At 67.5% G+C, this 24,005-nt stretch carries 23 protein-coding genes; 7 read left to right on the forward strand and 16 right to left on the reverse strand.

The annotated features are described in order from the left end of the window. Nucleotides 1-2 precede the first annotated feature (2 nt). The 4 genes from A1D30_RS03395 to A1D30_RS03410 all read right to left on the reverse strand — a co-directional run bounded on the left by A1D30_RS03395 (nucleotide 3) and on the right by A1D30_RS03410 (nucleotide 3,111). Nucleotides 3-419 (reverse strand): organic hydroperoxide resistance protein, encoded by a 417-nt coding sequence (locus A1D30_RS03395; RefSeq protein WP_063459430.1) that lies wholly within the window; start codon nucleotides 417-419, stop codon nucleotides 3-5. A 72-nt stretch (nucleotides 420-491) separates the two neighbouring features. Then, nucleotides 492-956 carry a MarR family transcriptional regulator gene (locus A1D30_RS03400; protein WP_063459368.1) on the reverse strand — a complete coding sequence of 155 codons (465 nt, stop codon included), beginning with the start codon at nucleotides 954-956 and terminating at the stop codon, nucleotides 492-494. Nucleotides 957-1,250: 294 nt separating this feature from the next. Continuing rightward, nucleotides 1,251-2,069 (reverse strand): crotonase/enoyl-CoA hydratase family protein, encoded by an 819-nt coding sequence (locus A1D30_RS03405; protein ID WP_063459369.1) that lies wholly within the window; start codon nucleotides 2,067-2,069, stop codon nucleotides 1,251-1,253. A gap of 193 nt (nucleotides 2,070-2,262) precedes the next feature. Beyond that, entirely contained in the window at nucleotides 2,263-3,111 is an 849-nt protein-coding gene (locus A1D30_RS03410) for a 3-hydroxybutyryl-CoA dehydrogenase (RefSeq protein ID WP_063459370.1), read from the reverse strand. 128 nt (nucleotides 3,112-3,239) lie between these two features. Between A1D30_RS03410 and A1D30_RS03415 the strand changes: the two genes are divergently transcribed. Both A1D30_RS03415 and A1D30_RS03420 read left to right on the forward strand, forming a co-directional pair. Next, the gene (locus A1D30_RS03415; RefSeq protein WP_063459431.1) at nucleotides 3,240-4,829 is read left to right on the forward strand and encodes a choline dehydrogenase; all 1,590 of its coding nucleotides are present in this window, start codon (nucleotides 3,240-3,242) and stop codon (nucleotides 4,827-4,829) included. A 190-nt stretch (nucleotides 4,830-5,019) separates the two neighbouring features. Then, complete coding sequence (locus tag A1D30_RS03420) at nucleotides 5,020-5,757, forward strand: hypothetical protein (RefSeq protein ID WP_063459371.1); 738 nt, start codon at nucleotides 5,020-5,022, stop codon at nucleotides 5,755-5,757. 27 nt (nucleotides 5,758-5,784) lie between these two features. Here A1D30_RS03420 and A1D30_RS03425 read toward each other — a convergent pair whose 3' ends face one another. From A1D30_RS03425 to A1D30_RS03435, 3 genes are read right to left on the reverse strand one after another with little or no spacing between them, the layout of a single operon-like run. Next, the gene (locus tag A1D30_RS03425) at nucleotides 5,785-7,137 is read right to left on the reverse strand and encodes a GAF domain-containing protein (RefSeq protein ID WP_063459432.1); all 1,353 of its coding nucleotides are present in this window, start codon (nucleotides 7,135-7,137) and stop codon (nucleotides 5,785-5,787) included. After that, nucleotides 7,134-7,649 carry a hypothetical protein gene (locus A1D30_RS03430; RefSeq protein ID WP_063459372.1) on the reverse strand — a complete coding sequence of 172 codons (516 nt, stop codon included), beginning with the start codon at nucleotides 7,647-7,649 and terminating at the stop codon, nucleotides 7,134-7,136. Before A1D30_RS03430 ends, A1D30_RS03425 begins: the two co-directional genes overlap by 4 nt. Beyond that, nucleotides 7,646-8,503 (reverse strand): ABC transporter permease, encoded by an 858-nt coding sequence (locus A1D30_RS03435; protein ID WP_063459373.1) that lies wholly within the window; start codon nucleotides 8,501-8,503, stop codon nucleotides 7,646-7,648. The genes A1D30_RS03430 and A1D30_RS03435 overlap by 4 nt, the downstream gene beginning before the upstream one ends. Nucleotides 8,504-8,630: 127 nt before the next feature. Between A1D30_RS03435 and cynS the strand changes: the two genes are divergently transcribed. Next, nucleotides 8,631-9,074 (forward strand): cyanase, encoded by a 444-nt coding sequence (gene cynS, locus A1D30_RS03440; protein WP_063459374.1) that lies wholly within the window; start codon nucleotides 8,631-8,633, stop codon nucleotides 9,072-9,074. Nucleotides 9,075-9,111: 37 nt separating this feature from the next. On the opposite strand, the gene A1D30_RS03445 is transcribed toward cynS, so the two are convergent. Beyond that, a complete protein-coding gene (locus tag A1D30_RS03445) occupies nucleotides 9,112-9,684 on the reverse strand; it encodes a DUF3455 domain-containing protein (protein WP_063459375.1) in 573 nt (190 codons plus the stop codon). A gap of 250 nt (nucleotides 9,685-9,934) precedes the next feature. Here A1D30_RS03445 and purT point away from each other — a divergent pair, with 250 nt between their 5' ends. Then, the gene (purT, locus tag A1D30_RS03450; RefSeq protein ID WP_063459376.1) at nucleotides 9,935-11,137 is read left to right on the forward strand and encodes a formate-dependent phosphoribosylglycinamide formyltransferase; all 1,203 of its coding nucleotides are present in this window, start codon (nucleotides 9,935-9,937) and stop codon (nucleotides 11,135-11,137) included. A gap of 98 nt (nucleotides 11,138-11,235) precedes the next feature. Here the strand turns inward: purT and A1D30_RS03455 are convergent, their stop codons facing one another. The 4 genes from A1D30_RS03455 to A1D30_RS03470 all read right to left on the reverse strand — a co-directional run bounded on the left by A1D30_RS03455 (nucleotide 11,236) and on the right by A1D30_RS03470 (nucleotide 16,997). After that, nucleotides 11,236-12,177 carry an ATP-binding cassette domain-containing protein gene (locus A1D30_RS03455; RefSeq protein ID WP_063459377.1) on the reverse strand — a complete coding sequence of 314 codons (942 nt, stop codon included), beginning with the start codon at nucleotides 12,175-12,177 and terminating at the stop codon, nucleotides 11,236-11,238. 29 nt (nucleotides 12,178-12,206) lie between these two features. After that, nucleotides 12,207-13,343: a GGDEF domain-containing protein gene (locus A1D30_RS03460; RefSeq protein WP_063459378.1), complete on the reverse strand. Its 1,137-nt coding sequence runs from the start codon at nucleotides 13,341-13,343 to the stop codon at nucleotides 12,207-12,209. A gap of 61 nt (nucleotides 13,344-13,404) precedes the next feature. Then, nucleotides 13,405-14,886: an AMP nucleosidase gene (locus A1D30_RS03465; RefSeq protein ID WP_063459379.1), complete on the reverse strand. Its 1,482-nt coding sequence runs from the start codon at nucleotides 14,884-14,886 to the stop codon at nucleotides 13,405-13,407. A gap of 47 nt (nucleotides 14,887-14,933) precedes the next feature. Further along, nucleotides 14,934-16,997, reverse strand: a complete 2,064-nt coding sequence (locus A1D30_RS03470; RefSeq protein ID WP_063459380.1) for a GGDEF and EAL domain-containing protein — start codon at nucleotides 16,995-16,997, stop codon at nucleotides 14,934-14,936. Nucleotides 16,998-17,090: 93 nt separating this feature from the next. Here A1D30_RS03470 and dbpA point away from each other — a divergent pair, with 93 nt between their 5' ends. Further along, a complete protein-coding gene (dbpA, locus tag A1D30_RS03475) occupies nucleotides 17,091-18,509 on the forward strand; it encodes an ATP-dependent RNA helicase DbpA (protein WP_063459381.1) in 1,419 nt (472 codons plus the stop codon). A 233-nt stretch (nucleotides 18,510-18,742) separates the two neighbouring features. Here dbpA and A1D30_RS03480 read toward each other — a convergent pair whose 3' ends face one another. From A1D30_RS03480 to A1D30_RS03495, 4 genes are all read right to left on the reverse strand, one after another. Then, nucleotides 18,743-19,435, reverse strand: coding sequence for an ankyrin repeat domain-containing protein (locus A1D30_RS03480; RefSeq protein ID WP_063459382.1), 693 nt, complete (start codon nucleotides 19,433-19,435; stop codon nucleotides 18,743-18,745). Nucleotides 19,436-19,478: 43 nt separating this feature from the next. Further along, entirely contained in the window at nucleotides 19,479-19,973 is a 495-nt protein-coding gene (locus A1D30_RS03485; protein ID WP_063459383.1) for a heme-binding protein, read from the reverse strand. Between the two features lie 265 nt (nucleotides 19,974-20,238). Further along, a complete protein-coding gene (locus A1D30_RS03490) occupies nucleotides 20,239-20,868 on the reverse strand; it encodes a response regulator (RefSeq protein ID WP_063459384.1) in 630 nt (209 codons plus the stop codon). Continuing rightward, entirely contained in the window at nucleotides 20,865-22,418 is a 1,554-nt protein-coding gene (locus tag A1D30_RS03495; RefSeq protein ID WP_063459385.1) for an ATP-binding protein, read from the reverse strand. The genes A1D30_RS03490 and A1D30_RS03495 overlap by 4 nt, the downstream gene beginning before the upstream one ends. A 135-nt stretch (nucleotides 22,419-22,553) precedes the next feature. Here A1D30_RS03495 and A1D30_RS03500 point away from each other — a divergent pair, with 135 nt between their 5' ends. Both A1D30_RS03500 and dtd read left to right on the forward strand, forming a co-directional pair. Continuing rightward, nucleotides 22,554-23,504, forward strand: coding sequence for a cation diffusion facilitator family transporter (locus tag A1D30_RS03500; RefSeq protein WP_063459386.1), 951 nt, complete (start codon nucleotides 22,554-22,556; stop codon nucleotides 23,502-23,504). Next, complete coding sequence (gene dtd / locus A1D30_RS03505; protein WP_063459387.1) at nucleotides 23,501-23,953, forward strand: D-aminoacyl-tRNA deacylase; 453 nt, start codon at nucleotides 23,501-23,503, stop codon at nucleotides 23,951-23,953. The genes A1D30_RS03500 and dtd overlap by 4 nt, the downstream gene beginning before the upstream one ends. The last annotated feature ends 52 nt before the right edge of the window (nucleotides 23,954-24,005 follow it).

The raw sequence follows: 24,005 nt of genomic DNA on the forward strand, positions 1-24,005 counted from the left end.
GCTTACACCAGCGTGATGGTCACGTCGATGTTGCCGCGCGTGGCGTTGGAGTAGGGGCAGACCTGGTGGGCTGCGTCCACCAGCTTCTGGGCGGTTTCCTTGTCCAGGCCGGGCAGGCTGATGGCCAGGCGGGCGGCGATGCCGTAGGCGTTCGGGATAGGGCCCAGGTCCACTTCGGCGTCGATGGACACGTCCTGGGGCACGGGGATGCCGATCTTGCCGCCGACGGCCTTCATCGCGCCGATGAAGCAGGCGGCGTAGCCGGAGGCAAACAGCTGCTCGGGGTTGGTGCCGGTGCCGGAGGTGCCGGGCGAGGACAGCTTGACTTCCAGGCGGCCGTCATCGGTCTTGGCGGCGCCGTCGCGGCCGCCGGTCACGTGCGACTTGGCGGTGTACAGGACTTTTTCGAGTGTGGTCATGGTGTCTTCCTTGCGGTTGTTGCCCACTGGCGGGCGGTGGAGGGAATCGGTGTTTGCGTGGTCTGCAGGCCGTCAGCGTTGCTCGCTGAGCCGGGCCCTCAGCTGCTTGAGTTCGGTGGTCAGGGCGGTCAGCTCGGCAATCGAGCACTGGCTGCTTTGCAGCACGCATGGCGGGATGGCCTCGGCCTGGTCGCGCAGCGCGCGGCCCTCGGCCGTGAGGGTGATGCGCACGCGGCGCTCGTCCTGCACATCGCGCAGCCGGGCAATCTGGCCCTGCGCCTCCAGGCGCTTGAGCAGTGGCGTGAGCGTGCCGGAGTCGAGAAACAGGCGCTCGCCCAGCTCGGACACCGTCACGCCGTCCTGCTCCCACAGCACCAGCATCACGAGGTACTGCGGGTAGGTCAGGCCGATGCGGTCGAGCAGGGGCTTGTAGAGCTTGGTCATCGCCAGCGAGGCGGAATACAGCGCAAAGCAGACCTGGTTGTCCAGCCGCAGGATGGCGGGGCTGGGAGTGGAGGGGGTGCTGGGGCTGGGCATGGGGTGAATTGTGGCGGGTTATTTAATTGCGTGCAATTGAATTTTGTAAAACCTTGTTGCAGGCGAGGACGGGCTGGATGGAGAGTTGCGGAGACTCGGCCGATGGTAGACGCGCGCCTGTACAAGGCGTAGTTCGAGTCTGATTGCTATATTTTTAATAGCTAATTTGGCATATTGAACGGGCGGTAACGGCCATTTTTGCTTGAACTTTTGTGTGCTCCAGGCGCATGAAGGCCGCCGACCCGGCCAGGAGGGGCGTGGGGTGGCGGAGCCCGCAGCCGCCCCCGGCTCCGATCAGCGCCCGCTGAACTGCGCGGGCCGCCGCTCCACAAAAGCGCGCACGCCCTCGGCGGCGTCCTCGCTGTTGGCCAGCGCCTTCTGCACCGGGATGAACTCGGCCACGGCCGCCGCCTGCCCCTGCTCGATGGCCTTGAGCACATTGAGCCGCGTGGCCACCACGGCCAGCGGGGCCTGGGCCTCGATGCGCTGCGCGATGGCAATGGCTTCATCGAGGACCTGCGCGGCGGGCACCACCTTTTGCACAAAGTTCAGCCGGTAGGCTTCGCTGCTGCCGAACTCGTCGGCCGTGAGCAGGTGCAGCAGCGCGTTGCCCGTGCCCGCGCGCTCGGCCATGCGCAGCGTCGCGCCCCCCGTGGCCATGATGCCGCGCTGCACTTCCATCTGCGAAAAGCGGCAGTCATCCGCCGCGACCACGATGTCGGCGCCCAGCATCAGCTCGATGCCCACCGTGAAGCAGATGCCCTTGACGGCCGCCACCATGGGCTTGGTGCGGCGCCGGTAGCCGGGCAGGCCGTAGTCGTGCGGCTCCACCAGGCCTTCGGGGATGGCTTTTTCGCCGCGCTGCATGTAGGCGCTCACAGCGGGCAGATCGAGCCCGGCGGTGAAGTGGTCGCCAAACGCGTGCAGCACGCCCACGCGCAGGGCGGGGTCGTCATCGAGGTGGGTGTAGGCCTCGGCCAGCTGGCGGAACATGGGTGGGGTCCAGCCATTGCGCTTGGCGGGCCGGTTGATACCGATCAGCAGCACATGGCCGATGACCTGGGTGTCGATGTTGCCCTCGGGTGGGGGCGTGGTGGGGGTGATGTTTGTCATGGGCGCAGGTCTCCTGGCCCATGATTGAAAACGCTTAGCGTGCTGGGAGCCGTCTCAGCCGAGACAGTGCGACTGACCAACGTACGCGGCCTAAAAAACTGGCGCGGCCCATGCCAGCGCCCCCGCGCAAGGGCCGCCCCGCCGCGCTGGGGGCGTCCCCCTGGGGGGAAGGCGCGAAGCGCCTCAGGGGGAATCAATAGCTATACACGCCCTGGCCCGTCTTGCGACCCAGACGGCCCGCAGCCACCATTTCCTTGAGCAGCGGGCAGGGGCGGTACTTGCTGTCGCCAAACTCGGTCAGGTACACGTCCATCACGGCCAGGCACACATCCAGCCCGATCATGTCGGCCAGCGCCAGCGGGCCGATGGGCTGGTTGCAGCCCAGCTTCATGCCCGCGTCAATGTCCTCGGGCGTGGCCAGGCCTTCGGCCAGCACGAAGAAGGCCTCGTTGATCATGGGCACCAGGATGCGGTTGACCACAAAACCGGGCGCGTTCTTCACGGTGATGGGGCTCTTGCCCAGGGCTTCGGCCAGGGCCTTCACGGCGTCGTGGGTGGCGTCGCTGGTCTGCAGGCCGCGGATGATCTCCACCAGCGCCATCATGGGCACGGGGTTGAAGAAGTGCATGCCGATGAAACGGTCGGCACGGCTGGTGGCGGCGGCCAGCTTGGTGATGGAGATCGAAGAGGTGTTCGATGCGATCAGCACCTCGGGCGCCACGATGGCATCCACCTGCTTCAGGATCTTGAGCTTGAGTTCGTAGTTTTCGGTGGCGGCCTCGATCACCAATTGCGCGGCCTTGAGGTCGTCGTAGCGGGTGGAGGTTTGGATGCGTGCCAGGGCCGCCGCCTTGTCGGCTTCGCTGATCTTTTCTTTCTTGATCAGGCGGTCCAGGCTGCCGGCCACGGTGGCCAGGCCTTTTTGCACTGCAGCATCGGAGATATCGACCATCACCACGTTGATGCCCGACACCGCACAGGCCTGTGCAATGCCGTTGCCCATGGTGCCTGCGCCGATGATGCCTACGGTCTGAATCGTCATATAGAGAGCCCTCTTCAAAGTGAAACGGATGGACGGAATGGTAAGGCGAATCGCACGACCGTTCGGTTATCGTGCATTCACCCAGAACAAACAAACCGCCGCACAGCATGGCGGAGGAGACACACAACATGTTCGACTACATCGTCGTTGGCGGCGGCTCAGCAGGCTCGGTACTGGCCGGACGGCTCACCGAAGACCCCTCCGTGCGGGTCTGCCTGCTGGAGGCAGGGCCCGCCGACAACAGCGTGCTCATCCACTGCCCCGCCGGGCTGGCCGTGATGGCCAAGTTCGAGCTGAACGGCTGGGGCTTCAACACCACGCCGCAGGCCGCGCTGAATAACCGGCGCGGCTACCAGCCACGCGGCAAGGTGCTGGGGGGCTCCAGCTCCATCAACGCCATGGTCTACATCCGGGGCCAGCATGCCGACTACGACCACTGGGCTGCGCAGGGCAACCCGGGCTGGGGCTGGGAGGATGTGAAGCCGTACTTTCTGCGCGCCGAGCACAACGAGCGCGGCGCCGATGCCTGGCACGGCCAGGGCGGTCCTTTCAACGTGGCGGACCTGCGCTCCACCAACCGTTTCAGCCACCACTTCACCGAAGCGGGTGTGCAGGCCGGTTATCCGCACAACACCGACTTCAACGGGGCCACCCAAGAGGGCGTGGGCCTGTACCAGGTCACGCACAAGAACGGCGAGCGCCACAGCGCGGCCAAGGGCTACCTCACGCCCCACCTCGCGCGCTCCAACCTGCAGGTCATCACCGATGCGCATGCCACGCGCATCCTGTTCGACGGCACGCGCGCCGTGGGTGTGGAATACCGCCAGGGCGGCGCGCTCAAGCAGGTGCGCGCGGGGCGCGAGGTGCTGCTGAGCGCGGGCGCGCTGCTGTCACCGCAGCTGCTGATGCTGTCGGGCGTGGGGCCTGCCGCGCATTTGCAGCAACACGGTATCCCGGTGCTGCACGACCTGCCGGGCGTGGGCCAGCATCTGCATGACCACCCCGACGTGGTGCAGGTGCTGGACGCGCCGGAGCTCAAGGACCTGTTCGGCCTCTCGCTGTCGGGCATGGCGCAGACGCTGCGCGGCATTGTCGAATGGCGCAAGCACCGCACCGGCATGTTGACCACCAACTTCGCCGAGGCAGGGGGCTTCATCAAGAGCGACCCGTCGGAGGCCGCGCCCGATCTGCAGCTGCACTTCGTGATCGGCAAGCTGGTGGACCATGGGCGCAAGACGGTGTTCGGCCATGGCTACTCGGCCCACGTGTGCCTGCTGCAGCCCAAGAGCCGGGGTTCGGTCACGTTGGCCAGCCGTGACCCCATGGCCTTGCCCTTGGTGGACCCGAACTTCCTCGCGGATCCGGATGACATGCTGCGCATGGTGCGTGGCTTCCAGCGCACGCGCGAGATTCTGTCGCAGCCCGCGCTGGCGAAGTTCGGCGCCAAGGAGCTGGCGGCCTCGGCCAGTGCGCGCAGCGATGCAGAGATCGGGCAGTTCATCCGCCAGTACGCCGACACCATCTACCACCCCGTGGGCACCTGCCGCATGGGGCCTGGGCCGCTGGATGTGGTGGACGCCGAACTGCGTGTGCATGGCCTCGCGGGCCTGCGGGTGGTGGACGCATCCATCATGCCGCGCATCGTGAGCGGCAACACCAATGCGCCCACGGTGATGATTGCAGAAAAAGCGGTGGATCTGCTGCGAGCGCGGGTGTGAAGGAATTCACATTTGCGGCGCTGAACGCGGTTTTTAAGGTTTGCACAAGGTCTGCTTAAGGAGTTTTTAACAGGCAAAACGGCCGCGCGTTCCTAGACTTCTTTTCATGGAAGCGGGTACATGGTGCACCCGGCCCGGCACCCCCCAAAGCAGGGTGTTGAGAGGCCCCACGAGGCCATGAAAGAAGCAGATGAAGATTGATGCCCGCGAAATTGCCGCACTGACCCAAGCCCAGCCCGCCGCCCCCCGCATGGACATGTACGCCAGCATCCACAAGGCGCTGCGCGCCTTCATGGCCGACACGCTGCTGGGCCTGGGCCGCATGGATGTGGACGACGACCTGGAGTTTGCCCAGACCTGCGACCGCGTGATGCAGCTGCTGGACCTGTGCCGCGCGCACCTGCACCACGAGAACCAGTTTGTGCACGCCGCCATGGAGGCGCGCCAGCCTGGCTCCAGCCAGAGCATTGCCGGTGAACATGTGGAGCACGAACAGGCCATCACGGCCCTGGCAGACGGGGTGAACCACCTGATGGCCTGCGCCAAACCCGCACGGGCTGCGGCCACCCTGGCCCTGTACCGCCAGCTGGCGCTGTTTGTGGCCCACAACTTCGAGCACATGCACGAGGAAGAGACTGCGCACAACCGCGTGCTCTGGCAGTGCTACACCGACGCCGAACTGGCGGGCGTGCACGATGCGCTGGTGGCCTCGATCCCGCCGCACGAAATGATGGTGGTGGCCCGCTGGATGGTGCCCTACATGTCACCCGCCGAGCGCACGGCCATGCTGTCGGACATGAAGCAACATGCGCCTGCCCCTGTGCTGGCCGCAGTGCTGGCGCAAGTGCAGCCGCACCTCACGCAGCCGGAGTGGACCAAGCTGATGTGCAGCCTGGGCCTGCCGGTGGTGCCGGGTCTGGTGCACTGACTTTGAGAAATCAGTGGCGTGAAGGCGTCAGGCGTCTTCCAGCACCACGGGGCGCAGCACGCACAGCCGAAAGCGCCCGCGCCCTGTTTTCTCGATGTGGATGTGCGGGCAGTTCTCCTGCAGGCGGCGCTGCAGCAACAGCAGGCGGGCCTCCAGGTTGTCGGCCACATCGGGCAGGCGCAGGGCGGGGTCCAGCCGCAGCTCGCGGTTGGTGAAGTCCACGCGCCCGGTGTGCTGGTGGTCGCGCAGCAGCTTCCAGACAATGGCGCCCGCCACGCCCTTGATCAAATAGTCGTCGTTGATGAACACGCTGTCGTTGGCCGCAAAGTGGCGCACCCGCAGAGCGCTGCCGCTCACCGGCGGTGCCGCCGTCGGAGTAGGCAGCGGCTCGGGCGCATCGGGCGCGGCCTGCAGCAGGTCGATGGCGGCGGCCAGCTGGCCCGCAATGGCCACCAGCAGGTCTTCATCCTCGAAACCAAAGCGCATGTCTTCGGGGCTCTCGGCAAACAGCACGCCCAGCAGGCGTCCGGCCGACAGCAGCGGCACAGCCACCTGGCTGTGCGGCTCTGGCAGCCCGGGGTAGGGGATGTCCAGGCCGCGCAGCGGGGGCGCATCGGGTGTGGCATGCGCGTCCATGCTTTCGCGGATGGCATGGCTGTACAGGGCGGCGTGCGTCATGTGGCTGATGCGCACCGGCGTGCGCTCGCGCGCAGCCATGCCGATCACTCCCTGGCCCAGTCGGATTTCTGAACCCACGCCCGACGTGGCATAGCCGCAGCTGGCCACCGTGTAGAGCTGCTGGGCGCTGGCGTCCAGCATCAGCACCATGGCGTGCTGAATGCCCAGCTTGTCCTGCAGGCCCTGCAGCGCGCCTTGCAGCAACTCGTCCAGCCCCGAGCAGCGCGCGATGCTCTCGCTGCACAGGCGCAGCGTGTGCAGCAAGCCAGAACGTGGTGCCGGTGCCGGCAGGCCTTCGCCGGCCACCGATTCGATGCGCTCCACAGCGTAGATGTCGGCCCCTTTGAGCTCAAACACCTCGGCCATGCCCGCATGCGACGCGATGCCCGCCAGCTGCGCGCGCATGCTCTCGAACACCGGGCCACTGTCCTCGGTGCGTTCGTACAGCAGGTGCAGGCGGTAGAAATGGGTGGTGAGCGGGTCCAGCACCAACACCGACGCGCGCGGGTTGCGCAGGATGTTCTGGCGGGTCTTGTTGAAGAACTGGAACGACAGTGCCACATGCCCCGCATCCACATAGACCACCTGCGAGATGTAGGCCACGTTGGGGGTGCCGTCAGGGGCGCAGGTCGCCATGATGGCGGGAATCGCGCCCTCCAGGCAGGGGCGGATGCTGTGCAGGGACGGCGCTGCGGTGCTCATGGCTGCGGTACGGGTGGTGTGGGTGGTGCGGGCGGCGCACACAGCTCCGCGCCTGCGCGTGGGCCCGGTGTCTGGTCGAACGCGCTGGTGGGCGCGAAGCTCACGGCCACCACATCCTGCAGCGGCGCTGCCAGCATGGCGCCCACATACTGCGGCCCGTAGCCGACCCGGTCCACCTCCTGAACCATGGACTGCAGGTAGGCCTGCAACACAGGCAGGTCGCCGTCATGGGCCGGGCGCTGCGTGGCCCGGCGGGCTTTGAGCTGCAGCGTCTGGTGGGTGGACGGCACGCTGAACACCACGGCAATCTCTCCGGTGTGCGCAATGTCCTGCAGCAACTGTTCGGACTGGCTGCGCCGCAGGTACACCGTGACCTCCAGCCCATCGCCGCTGATATGGCTGCCCACGGCCCGCATGATGCTCGGCCGCAGGGCCGCGTCGCGTGACGCCACGATGGCCGACACGCCTTTGGCCACCATGGCGATATGGCTGGGGCCGAGCAGCGCGGTCATGCCTTGAAGCGCTTGCGGGTCAGGGCCAGGGCTACCCAGAAGGCCACCACGGTGGTCACCACCAGCACCAGGCCGTGGCGCAAGGGGTGGGCGGGCCACTGGTCCATGAACAGCGGGCGTACCAGCTCGACCGCGTTGGTCAGCGGCAGCCAGTCGGAGATGGTGCGCACGATGGGGGGCAACTGCTCGCGCGGGAAGAAAACGCCCGAGAGAAACATCATGGGCGTGAGCACCAGCGTGAAGTAGTAGGTAAAAAAGTCATACCCCTTGGCCAGCGCGTTGAAGATCAGCGCAATACTGGAGAACATGATGCCCACGAACAGCAGCACCGGCCAGGCCACCAGCAGCTTGGGGCTGTGGCTGATGCCTAAAGCGAGCATCACGCCCAGGATGGCCGTGACGGTGAACAGCGCCTTGAACGCCGCCCACAGCATTTCGGCCAGCACCACGTCGTCCAGGCTCACGGGCGCGTTCATGATGCCGTCCCAGGTCTTTTGCACATGCATGCGCGAGAAGGCCGAGTACAGCGCCTCAAAGCTCGCCGCGTTCATGGCGCTCATGCAGATGGAGCCGCTGGCCAGGAACAGGATGTAGGGCACCTTGGTGTCGCCGCCCGCGCCGCCTACGCTCACTTGCCCCACCAGCGCCCCCATGCCGTAGCCAAAGGCCACCAGCCACATCAGCGGCTCGGCAATGTTGCCCACCAGGCTGGGGATGGCCAGCTTGCGCCAGACCAGCAGGTTGCGCAGGAACACGGGCCACCAGCGCGCCGAGAGGCCAGGGGGGCGCCATGCGGAAGGCTGGCGGGGCGCGTCGGCCAGGGTCGGGGTGGTGGAGGTGGTGGCGGTCTGCATGCGCCTATTGTGCGATGCCGGATTCGGCGCCGCCAGCACTTGTGTGCCTCGGAGCGGGTTGGCAGGCACAGGCATTGCTTGGGGATAGGGTGTCCCTTGATGCCCTTTCAACCCCCGAGGAAGCCCCATGAACCGCACCGACGTCACCGAGAAAATCATCAGCACCAAGGTCGCCAAAGGCCTGCAGTGGCATGCCATCGCCAAGAAGCTCGGCCAGTCCAAGGAATGGACCACCGCGCTGTGCCTGGGGCAGATGACCGCGACGCCTGAGCAGGCCAAGGTGCTGGGCAAGATCTTCGGCCTCACGGCTGAGGAGCAGAAGTGGCTGCAGGTCGTGCCCTACAAGGGCTCGCTGCCCACGCCGGTGCCCACCGACCCGCTGATCTACCGCTGGTACGAGATCGTGAGCGTGTACGGCACGACCATCAAGGAACTGATCCACGAGGAATTCGGCGACGGCATCATGAGCGCCATCGACTTCAGCATGGACATCACGCGCGAAGCCGACCCCAAGGGCGACCGCGTGAACGTGGTGCTTTCGGGCAAGTTCCTGCCCTACAAGCAGTATTGAGCCGGAGCGGGCTGCGTCGCCCGCCCCGTGTGCCCCGTCAGGCCGCCTTCCAGAAGATGTAGTCGGCCTGGTACTTCACGATCTCGCGCGCACCCTTGTTGGCCATGGTGCATGCCGTGGCGGGTGCCACGCCGCCCTTCAGGGCCACGCGCTGGATGTAGGTCACGCCCACCATGGCGCCGCTGCCCATGGCCGGGTTGGCCTTGACCAGCTGGTAGGGCAGGTTGCCTGCGCCCGAGGGTGCCACGGCCAGCTGGGTGGCGGTGAGCTTGGAGCCATCGCTCGACTCCCAGGTGGCCGGGGGGCCGTAGTAGGTGCCCACTTGTTTGCCGCTGCGGTCGTTCAGCACCGCCTTGGGGCCCACAAACACCCATTCGGTCTGGCCGGGCATGTTGGCCTTGTCGCGGCATTCGTAGGTGATCTCGCCCACGCCCACGGTTTCCATGGCGACCTTGTGGCCTGCGGGTACCTTGATGGTGTCGGGCAGGCTGTCCTGCGAGTAGATGGGGCTGGATGCGGGCTTCATGGCGCCGCAGGCCGTCAGCATGGTGGCGGTGGCAAGCGCGAGGGTCCAGGGAGCCAGACGGGTGTGCAGGGGCTGGGTGTGCATGGTGGTTGCCTTTTCTTGAATGGGTTGGAGGGTGCAGCCGCCGCAGGAACGGTCTGCTGCAACAGGGGGTACGCACCCGGGCGCGGATTGGATGTGGCCAATGCAAAAATTTTTTTGCACCGCTCCTGTCTGGTGCGCTGGCGGGCCCGGTCGCACCGGGCCACCACCCATGCATTAAAGTCGCCGGATTGCTGCGGCAGGCCCCTGTCCTTCGTGGCGTTTGCGCCTTCTTTTTTCTGGAAAACCTCCCATGACCACCCTCGGAACCCCTCTGTCCCCCCACGCCACCAAAGTCATGCTGCTGGGCTCCGGCGAGCTGGGCAAGGAGGTGCTGATCGCGCTGCAGCGCCTGGGCGTGGAAACCATCGCCGTGGACCGCTACGACAACGCCCCCGGCCAGCAGGTGGCCCACCACGCGCGCACCATCACCATGAGCGACCCGGCCCAGCTCAAGGCGCTGATCGAAGCCGAACGGCCCCACCTGGTGGTGCCCGAGATCGAAGCGATTGCCACCCCCATGCTCGAAGAGCTGGAAGCCGCTGGCACCGTGCGCGTGATCCCCACGGCCCGCGCTGCCCGCCTGACCATGGACCGCGAAGGCATCCGCGTGCTGGCCGCCGAAACGCTGGGCCTGCCCACCAGCCCCTACAAGTTTTGCAACTCGCTCGAAGAACTGCAGGCTGCGATTGACGCAGGCATCGGCTACCCCTGCATCGTCAAGCCCGTGATGAGCAGCTCCGGCAAGGGCCAGAGCAAGATCGACGTCCCCGAGGACGTACAAAAGGCCTGGGACTACGCCATGGCCGGCGGCCGCGTGAGCCATGGCCGCGTGATCGTCGAGGGCTTCATCGACTTCGACTACGAGATCACGCAGCTCACCGTGCGTTCGGTGGGGGCCGAAGGCCAGATCGTCACCAGCTTCTGCGACCCCATCGGCCATGTGCAGGTGAGCGGTGACTACGTGGAAAGCTGGCAGCCCCACCCCATGCACCCGGCCGCGCTCGAAAAATCGCGCCAGATCGCCAAGGCCGTGACTGACAACCTGGGCGGCCAGGGATTGTTTGGCGTGGAGCTGTTCGTGAAGGGCGAGAACGTCTGGTTCAGCGAAGTGAGCCCGCGCCCGCACGACACGGGTCTGGTCACGCTGTGCACCCAGCACCAGAGCGAGTTCGAGCTGCACGCGCGCGCCATCCTGGGCCTGCCGGTGGACACCCGCCTGCGCAACCCCGGCGCCAGCGCCGTGATCTACGGCGGCGTGGAGGCCCAGGGCATTGTGTTCGACGGCGTGGAAGAAGCCCTGCGTGTGCCGGGCACCGACCTGCGCCTGTTCGGCAAGCCTGAGAGTTTTGTGAAGCGCCGCATGGGCGTGGCACTCGCGCGGGCCGAGGATGTGGACACTGCGCGCCACAACGCCAAGCTCGCGGCGGGCAAGGTCACGCCCCGGAAGGCATAAATTTCAAGAAAAAATGGCCGTTTGCGCGCGATGGATAAGCGCTTGTAGCTATTGTTTTTATAGTGAACATCGGCTGGCGCGCCAGCCGATGCCAACGCTCAACCATCCTGGCGGATCTGGCGGCCTGTGAGCTTGAGGAACAGATCCTCCAGATTGGCGGGCCGGTGCAAGGTGCGCAGATGCCCGTGCTGCCCCAGGGCCTGCAGCAGCGGCTGCGCGTTCTGGGTGTAGAAGAACACCGTCTCGCCGCTGACCTCCACCCGGGCCGCCAGCGCGCGCAGGGTGGCGTCTTGTGTGAGTGCCACCGCGCCCACTCCAAACACTTCCACCACGTCGGGCTCCAGGTGCTGGGCGATCAGCTCGCGCGGGCGGCCTTCGGCGATTTTTTTGCCATGGTCCAGCACCAGCAGGCGCGAGCACAGGCGCTCGGCCTCGTCCATGAAGTGGGTGGTCAGCAGGATGGACTTGCCCTGCTGCAGCAGCAACTGCAGCCGCTCCCACATCAGGTGGCGCGCCTGCGGGTCCAGGCCGGTGGTGGGCTCGTCGAGCAGCAGCAGGCGCGGGTTGTTGACGAGGGCACGCGCCAGCGACAGGCGCCGCTTCATGCCGCCCGAGAGTTCGCCGGGCTTGGCATCGGCCTTGTGGGACAGCGCTCCAAACTCCAGCAGCTGCGGCACGCGCTCGTCCATCACCGCGCCCTTGAGCCCGAAATAGCGGCCAAACACGCGCAGGTTTTCGGCGCAGGTGAAGTCTGGGTCCAGCGTGTCGAACTGCGTGACCACCCCCAACTGCGCCTTGATGGCCAGTGCGTCGCGCGGCATGTGCAGAGGCGCCGAGCCGGGCGTGGGCGTGAAATGCACGGCCCCGCCATCGGGCGCCGTGAGGCCCAGGCACATGCGGATGGTGGTGGTCTTGCCCGCGCCATTGGGGCCGATGACGCCCAGGCATTCGCCGGGGGCAATGGCAAACGACACGTCATCCACCACCGTGGTCTCGCCGTAGCGTTTGCGCAGGTGCAGGGCTTCAAAAAGTGCGGTCATGGTTGGATTGTGTGTGAGGCGCGGCGCGTTCAGCTGGCGGTCATCAGCCGCCCCCGGCCCGCCGTCTTGGCTTCGTACAGCGCGCGGTCGGCCCGCGCCATCAGCGCGGCCAGGTCGGTTTCGCCAGGCGCTGGTGTTGCCAGCCCGGCGCTGTAGTCCAGCGCAAAGCCCAGTTCGGTCACGCTCGCAGCGTGCAGCCGTCGCCGCAGGCGCCGGTCAAATGCCATGCCGGCCGGGGCGCTGTTGTGCAGCAGCAGCACACCAAACTCCTCGCCGCCCAGCCGCCCGGTCAGGTCGCCGCTGCGGCAGGTGTCGCCCAGCAGCCGCGCGAACAGCTGCAGTGCGCGGTCGCCCGCCTCGTTGCCCCGGGTGTCGTTGATCTGCTTGAAGTGGTCCACGTCCAGCATCAAGGCCGTCACGGGCAGCTGGTGGCGGGCAGCGTGGGCCAGCAGGCTGGCGCCCTGCAGCGCGAAGCTGCGCTGGTTGAGCAGGCCCGTGAGGCCATCGGTCATGGCCAGGGTGCGCAGTTTCTGTTCGGCCTCGGCACGCCAGGCCACCAGCAGGGCCACGGTGCCCAGCACCAGGCTCACATTGGTGGCCACGGCCGCAGCCAGGTTCACGGGGTGGGGCGTGCGAAAGCTGGGGTACTGGTCGGTAAAGGCGCCCAGCATGCCGCGCGCCAGCGTGAAGGCCGCTGAGGTCAGCAGGCAGCCCAGCAGCAGGCTGCGCCAGCGCAGGCTGGACTCGACCACGGGCGCCAGGGTGGCGCGCGCCACGATGCACAGGATGGCGGCCATCAAGAAATTGGCCCAGCCCACACGCCAGGCGTAATGGCCAAAGCCCAGCGTGTAGCCCAGCGGGGCGGCAATCACCAGCACCAGCAGCAGGCGGGGCAACGGGCGCGGGCCCAGCCATTCCTCCAGCGCGCGGTACAGCATCCACTGGGCCGCTGCGTTGCAGGCGATCGACAGGGTGGACAGGGTCTGGTCCCACAGCGAGGACGAGGCGATGATGGCCGCCCAGGCCACGGCCTGCAGCAGCAGGCTGGCCTGCACATGGCGCGCCGCACGGCTCACGCCCCGGCCCATGATCAGCGGCAGCGCGGCCGAGATCATGAACAGGTTGGTGGCCATGACGGCCATCAGGGTGAGGAAGTCCAGTGGCATGGGTCAGATCGGCCCTGCGTGCTTGGTGGTGCTTCTTTCTTTTCTTTTCTCTTCTGTACTTTTACTGGAACGCGACTTCGGCAAAGCTGCGCAGCTTGCGGCTGTGCAGCCGGTCCACGCCGCCGTTGCGCAGGATCTCGATGGCGCGCATGCCGATGCGCAGATGCTGGTCCACGCGCTCACGGTAGAAGTGGTTGGCCATGCCGGGCAGCTTGATTTCGCCGTGCAGGGGCTTGTCGCTCACACACAGCAGGGTGCCATAGGGCACGCGAAAGCGGAAGCCGTTGGCGGCGATGGTGGCGCTTTCCATGTCCAGCGCCACGGCGCGGCTCTGGCTGAAGCGGCGCTGGGGCGTGTTGTCGGGCAGCAGCTCCCAGTTGCGGTTGTCGGTGCTGGCCACGGTGCCGGTGCGCATCACACGCTTCAGGTCCGCGCCGCCGATCTGCGTGACATCGGCCACGGCCTGCTGCAGCGCGAGCTGGATTTCGGCCAGCGCCGGGATGGGCACCCACAGCGGCAGGTCTTCGTCGAGCACATGGTCCTCACGCACATAGGCATGGGCCAGCACGTAGTCGCCCAACTGCTGGCTGTTGCGCAGGCCCGCGCAGTGGCCCAGCATCATCCAGGCGTGCGGGCGCAGCACGGCGATGTGGTCGGTGATGGTCTTGGCATTGGCCGGGCCCACGCCGATGTTGACCATGCTGATGCCGCTCGCGTCCTTGCGCACCAGGTGGTAGGCGGGCATCTGCGGCAGGCGCGGCGGGGCTGCGCCCAGGTCGTCGCCCGCCTCGGCGCTCAGGCCCACGCGGCGCGTGACCACGTTGCCGGGTTCGATGAAGGCGATGTATTCGCTGTCGGGCTTGGCCATCTCGGCATGGCCCAGGCGCACGAATTCGTCAATATAGAACTGGTAGTTGGTGAACAGCACGAAGTTCTGGAACCACTCGGGCGCTGTGCCCGTGTAGTGGCGCAGGCGGTGCAGCGAGTAGTCCACACGCGGCGCGGTGAACAGCGACAGCGGCTGCGCCTCGCCCGGCGCGGCCTGCCAGGTGCCGTTGGCAATGCCGTCGTCCATGGCGGCCAGGTCGGGCAGGTCGAACACGTCGCGCATCAGCATGCGGCGCGCCGGTGTCAGCGTGCCCTCGATGTGGTCGTGCTCGGCAAACGAGAAATGGATCGGGATGGGGTGGGTGCTGGTGCCCACTTCCAGCTCCACGTTGTGGCTGGCGCGCAGCAGGCGGAACTGCTCGGCGTAGTAGTTGGCAAACAGGTCGGGCCGGGTCAGGGTGGTTTCATAGCGCCCGGGGCCTTCCACAAAGCCATAGGCCAGCTTGGTATCGGCCCGCGCCACGGTGGTGGTGTGCACCCGCACAAACGGGTAGAAGGCGCGCACCGGGCCCTCGGGCGTCTCGCCTGCCACAAAACGCTGCATGGCGTCGCGCAGGTGGCCGATCTGCTGCTGGTAGATGCGCTGCACCTGGGCCAGGGCGTCGGCGGGGTCGGTGTGGCGGGTGGGGGCGATGAAGTCGGGGATGAGGGGCATTCCCCTATTGTCCACAAGCCAGACGACAAAACGGGCGAAAACGGCGTTTACCGGCGCAACCAGCGCTCCGTGGCCTCGGCGTCCAGAGGGGCAGACACCACAAACCCCTGCATCAGGTCACACCCCAGCCCGGCCAGCAACTCAATCTGCGCTTGCGTCTCCACCCCTTCGGCCACGGTTTTGAGCTGCAGGCTGCGGCCCATCTGGATGATGGCGGTGACGATGGCCACGTCGTCGGAGTTGCCGGGGGTGTCGGCGACGAAGGAGCGGTCGATCTTGAGCTTGTCGATGGGGTAGCGCTTGAGGTAGGCCAGCGATGAATAGCCTGTGCCGAAGTCGTCGATGGAGATGCCCACGCCCAGGGCCTTGAGGGCGTTGAGGGTGCCCAGCACCTGGCCGGTCTGGTGCATGAGCACGGATTCCGTCAGCTCGATCTCCAGGTACTGGGGCGCGAGGCCGGTTTCGAGCAGGACGGCGGCGATTTCGGCGGCCACGTCGCGCTGGCGGAATTCCAGGGCCGAGAAATTCACGGCCATGGGCACCAGGGCCAGGCCCTGGTCCTGCCAGGCCTTGAGCTGGCGGCAGGCCTCGCGCATCACCCAGCGCCCGATGGGGGTGATGAGGCCGCGCGATTCCGAGAAGGTAATGAACTCGTCCGGGCCCACCAGCCCGCGCTCGGGGTGGCGCCAGCGCACCAGCGCCTCCAGGCCCTGCAGCGTACCGTCGGCCAGGCAGATCTGGGGCTGGTAGTGCAGAACAAAGTGGTTGTGGGCGATGGCCTCGCGCAGCTGGCGCTCTTGCTGCAGCACGTCCAAGGCGCTGGCGTCCATGCTGGAGACATAGAACTGGCGGTTGCCGCGCCCGCTTTCCTTGGCGTGGTGCATGGCCGCATCGGCGCAGCGCAGCAGCACATCGGCGCTGCCGCCATGGTCCGGGAACAGGCTGATGCCGATGGAGGGCGAGATGGTGAGCGGCAGCTGGTCCACCGTGAACACGCCGTGCATGGAGGCCAGCAGCTTGTCGGCCACCATGGCCACGTCGTCCTGGCTTTGCACGTCGGTCAGCACCACCACAAACTCGTCGCCGCCCAGCCGGGCCACCACGTCGGCATCGCGCACGCCCTGGCGCAGGCGCTCGGCCACGTTGCGCAGCAGCTGGTCGCCCGCGTGGTGGCCCAGCGAGTCGTTCACGGTCTTGAAATGGTCCAGGTTCACGAACAGCACGGCCGCGCGGCCGTGGCGCCGGCGCGCCAGCGACAGCACCTGCGACAGCTGCTCCATGAGGAAATGCCGGTTGGGCAGCTGTGTGAGGGTGTCGTGCAGCGCGATGAAGGCCTCGCGCTCCTGGGCCTGCTTGCGGGCGGTGATGTCGCGCACCACCACGATGCGGTAGTCGGCGTGGTGCAGGGGCATGGTCTTGCCCACCACCTCGACCGGGATGGCGAGGCCGTCCTTGTGGCAGATGGTGACCTCGTACGGGTCCTCCCGGCCGCTGCGGGTGTATTCGAGCGCCGTGGCGCGCCATTCGGGGCTGATGAAGTTGAAGATCGACAGGCCAGTGACTTCCTGCAGGCTGTAGCCCGTGAGCCGGGTGAGCGCCTCGTTGCCGTCGGTGATGAGGCCGTCGCGGTGGAACACGATGGCTTCGTCCGTGGCCTCGGTGAACTTGCGCATGCGCTCTTCGCTCTGGCGCACCTCGCGCTCGGCGCGCCAGCGCTCGGTGATGTCGGTGATGAGCACGAAGGAGCCCAGCTGCTGCCCCGCGTCGCCAAAATGCGGGATCAGGTTGACTTCGATCATCCGCACCTCGCCATTGGGCAGGGTCTGTTCGCGGGTGTATTTCACGCGCTCGCCCTGCGTGCAGCGCTCCACATGCGGCTCGATGGCCTGCCAGGCTTTGTCGCCAATGGCCTGCTGCACGGTGAGGCCCAGGATGGACTCGGTGCTGTGGCCGTTGTAGGCGGCGTAGCCCTGGTTGGCAAACTGGCAGCGCAGGCCGGGCAGGTCGAAATAGGCCATCAGCGCCGGCACCGAGTCGGCAATCAGGCGCAGCAGCGAGTCGCTGGAGCCTCCCTGGCCCGGGGGGTTGGCTGCGTTGGATGAATCTGGCATGTCCCACTCGGTGCGTGTCTGATGGTTATAGCCTATACCCCTGACGGGGGCGTAAGGTAGTTGCCCGGATACCCCGGGCCGGATAATCGGGCCATGACCTCCAAAGAAACCCCCGCCAGCACCGATTTCCGCACGCTGGCCCTGAGCCCCGCCACGCTGGCCAACCTGCAGCAGCTGGGCTACACCACCATGACCCCCATCCAGGCGGCCAGCCTGCCCCCCGCGCTGCTGGGTAAGGACCTGATCGCCCAGGCCAGCACCGGCAGCGGCAAGACGGCCGCGTTTGCGCTGGCGCTGCTGGCCAACCTCAACCCCCGCCGTTTTGCGGTGCAGGCCCTGGTGCTGTGCCCCACGCGCGAGCTGGCCGACCAGGTGACCACCGAAATCCGCCGCCTGGCCCGCGCCGAGGAAAACATCAAGGTCGTGACCCTGTGCGGCGGCGTGCCGCTGCGCGGGCAGATGCTGAGCCTGGAGCACGGCGCGCACATCGTGGTGGGCACGCCCGGCCGCGTGATGGACCACCTGGAGCGCCAGCACCTCACGCTCGAAGCGCTGAACACCCTGGTGCTGGACGAAGCCGACCGCATGCTCGACATGGGCTTTTTCGACGACATCGTCGTGGTGGCCAAGCAGTGCCCGAAGGAGCGCCAGACCCTGCTGTTCTCGGCCACCTACCCCGAAGGCATTGCCAAGCTCAGCGCCCAGTTCATGAAGTCGCCCGAGCAGATCACCGTGCAGGCGCAGCATGCCGAGGGAAAGATCGAACAGCGCTGGTACGAGGTGAAGAACAGCGAGCGGCTGCACACGGTGTCGCAGCTGCTCAACCACTTCCGGCCGGATTCGTCCATTGCGTTCTGCAACACCAAGCAGCAGTGCCGCGACCTGGTGGGCGTGCTGCAGGCCCAGGGCTTCAGCGCGCTGGCGCTGTATGGCGAGCTGGAGCAGCGCGAGCGCGACCAGGTGCTGGTGCAGTTTGCCAACCGCAGTTGCTCGGTGCTGGTGGCCACCGACGTGGCCGCGCGCGGGCTGGACATTGCCAACCTGGCCGCCGTGATCAATGTGGACGTGACACCCGACCCCGAAGTGCACATCCACCGCATCGGCCGCACCGGCCGGGGCGATGCCGACGGCCTGGCGCTGAACCTGGCCAGCATGGACGAGATGGGCTACGTGGGCAAGATCGAGCAGCTGCAGGGCCGCGAGTCGCGCTGGTTCCCGCTGGCGGACCTCACGCCCACGGGCAGCGGCCCGCTGGTGCCGCCCATGGTCACCCTCCAGATCATCGGCGGCCGCAAGGAGAAGATCCGCGCCGGCGATGTGCTGGGCGCGCTGACCGGCGACATGGGCTACACCCGCGAGCAGGTGGGCAAGATCAATGTGAACGACTTTTCCACCTACGTCGCGGTGGACCGCGCGATTGGCGCGCAGGCCGTGCAGCGGCTCAACAGCGGACGCGTCAAGGGCAAGAGCGTCAAGGCGCGCCTGGTGCTGGGCAACGAAAATTTCGAATGAAATTGGCCATTACCGCGCGTCCAGTAAGCCTGAGCAGCTATTGATTTGATACTGCTTTGGTGGGGTGGCTGCGGCGCAGCCCGGCCGTTCGCGGGTTGTGCGCAGGCCGTGCGCTCAGCGCCGTGTCGGGTTACGCCCTGCGGGCTCACTCGACCTGCGGGTATTTCGGGTGCACAGCTCGGGTTGGCGAAGCGCAATCCGGCAACCTCGCCACACCCACACACAACCACCCCTTACCGCGTCGCGCCCGCCGCCTGCAGCATCTGCACCATGGCGCCGTAGCCGCGTTGGCGTGCCAGCTGCAGGGGCGTGTTGCCCTGCCGGTCGGTCAGCGCGTGGCTGGCGCCCGCCTGCAGCAAGGCCTGCAGCGTGGCCTGGTGGCGCGGGCCGCCGTTGCCCAGCACTATGGACTCGATGAGCGCCGTCCAGTGCAGGTTGTTCACATGGTCCAGCGGCGCCCCGGCGGTTATCAGCTGGCGCACCACGCCGTCGTGCCCCAGGTGGGCGGCGGCGATCAGGGCCGTGCCGTCATAGCGGCTGGTCACTTGTTTGGCGCTGGCGCCCAGTTGCAGCAGCAGGCGCAGCGTGGCCTCGTCGTCGGCCACGGCGGCGATGGTCACGGCGTCGTAGCGGTCGTTCTCCAGCGCATTCAGGTCGGCCCCGGCCTGGGCAAGGGCGCGGATGGCATCGGCCTGCCGGGCAAAGGTCGCCACATGCAGTGGCGTGCGGCCGTAGCCATCGCGGGCATTCACGTCGGCCCGCGCCGCAATCAGCTTGGCAAGCGCGGGCATGTCGCCCCGCGCCGCAGCGGCATGCAGGCCCTGGTAGGCGGCGGTTTCGGCCGCCGTGGGAGGCACCTGGGCCTGGGCAGTGGTGGCACAGGCCAGTGCTGCGGCCAGTGCGAAAACAAGGTTCCAGGGCTTCATGGGGGCCTCCGTTGAATGCTCAGTTGCCTGTGGTTGGACTGGCTTACTTCAGCAAATCCTGCACCTTGGCGATGCCTGCCACGGCGCACTGCTCGTCCAGGTGGCCGCCAGGTGCGCCGCCCACGCCCACGGCGCCGATGACTTCGTTACCCACCTTCACGGGCACACCGCCGCCCAGCAGCAGGTAGCCGGGGATCTGGCCCAGGTTGGCGGCTGCGGGGTTCTTTTGCGCGCCTTCCATGATGGCCAGCGTGGTGTTCTTGGCCGATGCCGAGGTGTAGGCCTTCAGGCGGCTGGCTTCCAGCGTGTGCGGGCCGGCGTTGTCGGCACGGTGCACGGCGCGCACGGTGCCTGCACGGTCCACCACGGTGGCGGTGACGTTGTAGCCGTTGGCGGTGCAGGTGGCCACGGTTTGCGCGGCGATCTGCGTGGCCAGGTCCAGGGACATGTTCTTTTCGGTGCGCACGCCTTCGGCGCTGGCAGCGGTGGCGATCAGGGACAGGGTGAGGGCGGCGACGGTAGCGAGGCGGTTTTGCATGGTGTTCTCCGGTGTTTCTGGGTCGGTGCCACCCGTTGTGGCGCCGTGGGAGAACTGTAAAAATTACCGCTGTTTTCGGCCATTCGGGCGGCTACGCGCAATGCTCCGTAGAAATACGCAGTGAGAGGCGCATGCCTGTGTACGTTCCGAAGGCAAGAACCGTTCATGCTGAGCCTGTCGAAGCACTGCGCGGCGCTTCGACGGGCTCAGCGTGAACGGTCTGCGATATCAAGCCGATGCGTACATGGGGATGGGGATGGGGACATCACTGTGCATCCACCAGCGCTGCATACCGCCGAATCAGCTGCGCCAGCGACTCCGCCCCCAGCTTGGCGAACAGGTTGGCGCGGTGCGTCTCCACCGTGCGCGGCGACAGCTCCAGCGCCCGGCCGATTTCCTTGTTGGTGAGGCCCTCCACGATCAGCCCCAGCACCTCGCGCTCGCGGGCTGAGAGCTGGGCAAAACGCTCGCGTGCCTGCTGGTCGGCCTGGTGGCGTTCTCGGGATCGCACATGCTGGCGCACGGCGTTTTGCAGGGCTTCGATCAGCACCTCGTCGTCCACCGGCTTTTCCAGAAACTCGGCCGCGCCGGTCTTGAACGCGCGGCGGCACATCTCCACCGTGCCGTGGCCGGTGAGCAAAATCACGGGCTGGTCCACGCCCTGCGCCAGCAGCTGCTCCAGCACCGTCAGGCCGCTGATGCCGGGCATGCGCACATCCAGCACGATGGCGCCAATGCTGGCGCGGTCAAACCCCGCCATGAACGACTGCGGGTCGGCCCAGGCCTGCACGCGCAGGCCCACGGTGCTGATGAGCAGGCCGAGGCCCTCGCGCACGGCGGCGTCGTCGTCCACCAGGTGGATCAGGGGGGAGAGGGAGTGGGCGGCGTCGGTCATAGCACGGAGGAGGGCGAGGGCGTGTCAGGCGCCGCAGGCAGCACGAGCAGGAATTCCGCGCCCCGCACGGCAGGGTCGGCGGGCGCCAGGGCCAGGCTGGCGCCCATGGCCTGGGCCAGGCTTTCGCACAGCGTGAGGCCCAGGCCCAGCCCGCCCGTGCGCGTGGTGTAGAACGGCTCGAACAGGTGTGCGCGCGCCTCGGGCGGCACGCCGGGGCCGTGGTCGCGCACCGACAGCGCCGCATGCGCGGCGTCCGGCATCCACAGGCGCAGCACCAGCTGGCGCTCGGCCGGGGGCACCTGGTCCAGCGCCTGCAGCGCGTTCATCAGCAGGTTGTGCACGATCTGCTGCAGGGCCACGGGCTCGGCCAGCACGGCGGGCAGGTCGGGTGCGATGGACACCGTGGGTGCCACGCCGCGTTGCGCCATTTCGGGCTCCAGCAGGTGCAACACATCCTGCACGGCGGTGGCCAGCGCCAGCGGCTGGGCCTGGCCCGCCAGGTCGGGGCGCTCCACCAGGCGGCGCAGGCGGCCCACGACGGTGGATGCGCGGCGTGCCTGTTCCACGGCGCGGGCCATGGCGGTCTGCGCGGTGTCGAGATCGGGCGGGTCGTCGGCCAGCAGGCGCTGGGCGGCCTGCGTACTCGACAGCAGTGCGGTGAGCGGCTGGTTCAGCTCGTGCGCCATGCCTGCTGCGAGCTCGCCCAGCGTGTTCAGCCGCGCCACCTGGCCCAGGCGCAGCAGCTCCTCGGCCCGCTGGCGCGCAATGCGCTGGCGCCACCAGGCCAGGCCACCACCCCACAGCGCGGCGGTGAACATGCACCAGCCCAGCATGGCCAGCCAGGGCAGCTCGGCAATACCCACCGTGCGCCGCGCCACCACATCCAGCGGCTGGCTGGGCGCGGCCAGCAGTTTGTGGAAGGCATACGACCAGCCCAGCCCCTCGTCCGCGCGCCCCGGCTGCACCACAAAGGCGGCGCCACCCTGTTCCAGGGTGACCCGCACCGGGCTGGTGGCCATGTCCATGGGCCATTCGTCCTGCGGCACGGTGGCGCGCAGGTCGATCTGCAGCGCGTGGCTGGCCGGTGTGCTGGCCAGCACCAGGTGAAAGCGGCCGGCGGGCAGGTCCACCAGCGCCATCTCGGCATGCCCGGAGCGGCGCGAGGCGGCTTCGGCCGCCGAGAGCGGCGCCTGCAACGCGCCCGGCCAGCCTCTCTCGCTCCCCTCACCCGCGCCCCCGGGCCGCTGCAGCACCGACAGGATCTGTGGGTACACCGAGGGCAGGCGGGGCAAGGTGGCATCGGCGGCGCTGCCCTGGCGGGGGGCCGTGGGCTGCAGCAGGGCCAGTGTGGCGAGGATCGCGTCGTGTTGCACCACACGCTGGCTCAGCAGCCGGTGCACGATGCGCGCGTCGGTCTCGAACGCCGCGTGCAGTTGCTGCAGGCGGTTGAGCACCAGCCAGCTGCACCCCGCGCAAGCGACCAGCGCCCAGACCACCAGGCTGGGCAGGTGGGGTGTATGTCGCAACAGAGGGCGCCAAGCGGGGAGCATGCGCGGATTCTGGCACGGGGGCTGCGCATGCCATCACCCCCGGGGCTCGCGCATGGTTCTCTGGTTAAACAGCGCTTAAGGTGGCTCTGGTGTAATCCCCGGCACCCCTGTTTGCCGCTCCTTCGCACCCCCTCCATGTCCGCTGCTGCACCCGCATCCCACCCCTGGCTCTCGCCCCGCAACCTGCTGTGGGCGTCGGTGGGCGTGGCGGTGGTCACCATCGCGCTCAAGACCTTGGCCTGGGTGGTCACGGGCTCGGTGGGCTTGCTGTCGGACGCGATGGAGTCGTTCGTGAACCTGGCCAGCGCCATGTTTGCGCTGGCCATGGTGACGGTGGCCGCCCGGCCTGCGGATGACGACCACCCTTACGGCCACCACAAGGCCGAATACTTTTCCTCAGGGTTCGAGGGCATCCTCATCATGGGCGTGTCGGCGGGCATTCTGTGGGCAGCGGGGCACCGTCTGTTTGACCCACAACCCATCGAGCAGGTGGGCTGGGGCCTCGCGCTGTCGGTGCTCAGCTCGGCCCTCAACGGGCTGCTGGCCTGGGTGATGTTCCGCTCGGCGCGAGAGCACCGCTCCATCGCGCTGGAGGCCGATGCCCGCCACCTGGTCACCGATGTGTGGACCTCGGCCGGTGTGCTGGTGGGCATCGCGGGCGCGGCCCTGACCGGGTGGCTGTGGCTGGACGCCGTGGCGGCGATTGCCGTGGCCCTGAACATTCTGAAAGAGGGCGTGGAGCTGGTGTGGCGGTCCTCCCAGGGCCTGATGGATTCGGCCGTGGAGCCCGAGGTGCAGGCCACCATCGACGCCACGCTGCAGCAGTTTGTGGCGGCCCAGGCGCCGGGTGCCGTGCGGTTTGACCATGTCTCCACCCGCCGCGCGGGCCAGCGCCAGTTTGTGGACATGCACCTGCACATGCCCGCCGACTGGACCCTGCGCCATGCCGCCGAATTGCGTGGTCAGGTGGAGCGCGCGCTGATGACCGCCGTGCCCGGCCTGCGCGCCACCATCGAGCTGCTGCCCAGCGACGTGGAAGCGCATTTTGACGACCCCCGCGACGATGTGAAGGATGCCGTGAAGTGATCAGCGTATTGCAACGTGTGCGCGAAGCGCGCGTGGATGTGGACGGGCAGACCGTGGGCGCCATCGGCGCGGGCCTGCTGGTGCTGGTGTGCGCCGAACGCGGCGACACCGAGGCCGAGGCCAACAAACTGCTGGCCAAGCTCCTCAAGCTGCGCATCTTCTCGGACGACGCGGGCAAGATGAACAAAAGCGTGCAGGACATCGGCGGCGGCCTGTTGCTGGTGAGCCAGTTCACCCTGGCCGCCGACACCACCGGCGGCAACCGCCCCAGCTTCACCCAGGCCGCTGCGCCCGACGAGGGGCGGCGCCTGTACGACTACTTCGTAGCCCAGGCCCGCCAGGCCCACCCCGTGGTGGCCACGGGCCAGTTTGCGGCCGACATGCAGGTGCACCTGGTCAACGACGGGCCGGTGACCATACCGCTGCGCATCGCGCCTGCAGTGGCTTGATGGTTATCAAAATTGATAGCTTAAACCGCTTGATGGTCGCGCGGTAGCGGCC

The organism is Acidovorax sp. GW101-3H11, assembly GCF_001633105.1.
Taxonomy (GTDB): Bacteria; Pseudomonadota; Gammaproteobacteria; order Burkholderiales; family Burkholderiaceae_C; genus Acidovorax.